Annotated in this window: 3 protein-coding genes; all 3 read right to left on the reverse strand. The window is 52.7% G+C overall.

The window, feature by feature from the left end; all coding sequences use genetic code 11:
- A partial coding sequence (locus Q0314_RS08180) for a 1-(5-phosphoribosyl)-5-amino-4-imidazole-carboxylate carboxylase (RefSeq protein WP_298058143.1) occupies positions 1 to 495 on the reverse strand: 495 nt, incomplete at its 3' end.
- Complete coding sequence (larE, locus tag Q0314_RS08185; protein WP_298058145.1) at positions 482 to 1,261, reverse strand: ATP-dependent sacrificial sulfur transferase LarE; 780 nt, start codon at positions 1,259 to 1,261, stop codon at positions 482 to 484. The genes Q0314_RS08180 and larE, both read right to left, overlap by 14 nt.
- The coding region (larC, locus tag Q0314_RS08190) for a nickel insertion protein (RefSeq protein WP_298058147.1) at positions 1,233 to 1,732 on the reverse strand (500 nt) is incomplete at its 5' end. The genes larE and larC, both read right to left, overlap by 29 nt.

A 1,732-nucleotide genomic window follows, 5' to 3' on the forward strand; every position in this document is an offset into this window, starting at 1 on the left:
ATTTGCGATCAGTCTGTGCAGCCCGGCCACGCCCGCGTCGCTAAATTTACGCGCGTCGTTGCCTAAAAATCGCGCCGTTTCGTACGCCTCCTCCACTACCGCGCCGTCGGCGGTGCCGGCAGATACTATCGCGATGTAGCTTTGCGTGAGCGCGGGCTCTTTAAATTTGACGCTGATGACGCGGCCGCGAGCGTTAAACTCCGCCTGCGGTAAAATTTCGCGCACCCGCTTAAAAACCCGTTCGTTCGTGCGCGTGATCAGGATATTTTGCCCTCTCGCGCCGATCGCTTCTGCGATGCGTAAAATTTCATCATCCGTCTTGCCCTCGCCGTAGATCACCTCGCCCGCGCCGTTTCGCAGGGCGCGCTGGGTGTCGATTTTGGCGCAGCCCGCGTCGCTAAAAGGAAAATCCCGTAAAAACTCTATCGCTTCGCGCTCGCTTTTTTCGCCCGATTTTACGGCGCGGATGAAATTTAAAGCCTCATCTTTCGTCATTTAAAATCTCCCCGCGAAGCCCCTTTAAATCAAGCAAAATATCATACTCGCCAAGCGCGGCGATCTCGCGTACGACGGTGCTAAAATCTCCCGCGCAAAAGCGCCTCGTCTCGCTCGCTCCCATTTGCAGCTTAAAGGCTTTGCCGTCAAATCGCGCGCGAACGTTTAAAAATCCGTGCGAGATTAGCAGATTTTCGGCTCGCTCCACGAGCGAAATTTCCTCCGCGGAAAACTCCCTGTCGTGCGGCAAACGCGTCAGAAGGCACGCGTAGCTGGGCTTGTCCGCGGTCGGCAGTCCAAGCTCGCGGCTAAGCTCTCTAATCTCTGATTTTTTGAGGCCTTTAAGCGGCGAAAGTACGCCAAGCTCGTCTTTTGCTTTAAGCCCGGGGCGGTATTCGCCAAGGTCGTCTAGGTTCGTGCCGTCGGCGACGTTTGTAAAGCCTAGATGCTTTGCTAGCTCGATTAGCCGCGTAAAAACCGCCTTTTTGCAGACGTAGCAGCGATCTTGCGGATTATTTTTTACCGCTTCGGGTGCGTCTAGCTCTAAAATTTCGTGCCTGATGCCGTAAGTACGGGTAAATTCCACCGCCTCTTTTATCTCGCGCCCCGACATATAGGGCGATTTTAGCGTGATCGCCACCGCGCGCCGGCCTAGCGTATCGGCGGCAACGCGCAGCAGTAGCGAGCTATCCACGCCGCCGCTAAACGCTACGGCTAAATTTTCCAGCTTTTTTATATCATTTTTTAGAATTTCTAGTTTCGTCATATTTTTTTAAAGTCTCGTTTCTGACCTCGCGGATCGTCGTTTGAAATCTCTGCGCGGCTTTTTTGCAGTCCTCGAATTCGGGCTTGATTTTTAAAATTTCGGGGTAATTTCGGGCTAAATTTTCATCCGTCAAATTTTGCTCGGCGTTAAAACCGCAAACTCGGCCGCGCGAAATTTTAAGCCTTATTTTGCCGTATTTAGTCTCTACCTCGCAAAACTCGCGCGCAAGCTCGGTTTTTCTCACGACGCACTCTCTAACTCCGATCGCCGTCGTATGCGCGAAAATAAGCCCCTTTATCCGCGCGGCGTCGCTCTTTCGGCACAGCGCGTTTAGCTCAAAGCCCGTGCGCCCCTTTTTCATAAAAATAGACCTGCTAAATACGTCCAGCGCGCCGCTATCTCGCAAAATATCGCACGCAAAGGCAAAGCTCTCGGCGTCCATGTCGTCGATATTAGTGGAGATTAAAATCT

The sequence above is a fragment of the uncultured Campylobacter sp. genome (assembly GCF_938040115.1).
Taxonomy (GTDB): domain Bacteria; phylum Campylobacterota; class Campylobacteria; order Campylobacterales; family Campylobacteraceae; genus Campylobacter_A.

What these genes read in the sequence shown, in the direction of transcription:
- larE (WP_298058145.1), bottom strand. Translation starts at nt 1,261, where the DNA reads ATGACGAAACTAGAAATTCTAAAAAATGATATAAAAAAGCTGGAAAAT.